The organism is Delftia sp. WSY_16 (assembly GCF_043104415.1).
Lineage (GTDB): Bacteria > Pseudomonadota > Gammaproteobacteria > Burkholderiales > Burkholderiaceae_C > Comamonas > Comamonas tsuruhatensis.
On the sequence record NZ_JBICKS010000016.1, the window covers coordinates 1 to 254 of the forward strand.

General features: G+C 72.8%; 1 pseudogene. It reads left to right on the forward strand.

Annotation, left to right across the window (positions count from 1 at the left end):
- A pseudogene (locus ACF8O7_RS07670) lies at window positions 1-254 on the forward strand (sigma-54-dependent Fis family transcriptional regulator); the annotation flags it as partial.

A 254-nucleotide genomic window follows, 5' to 3' on the forward strand; every position in this document is an offset into this window, starting at 1 on the left:
CGTGGCAGCTTCCGGGAAGACCTGCTGTACCGCCTCAACGCGGCCGAGCTTCGCCTGCCTGCGCTGCGCCAGCGCAGCGACCTGCAGACCATTGCCGACCAGATGCTGGCCACCCTGGGCAGCCACCTGCACCTGGGCGACGCAGCCCGCGCCGTGCTGGCCGCGCACGCCTGGCCCGGCAACCTGCGCGAGCTGCACAACGCGCTGCGCTACGCCGCAGCCCTGTGCGGCCACGATGGCGACGGCACCATCGA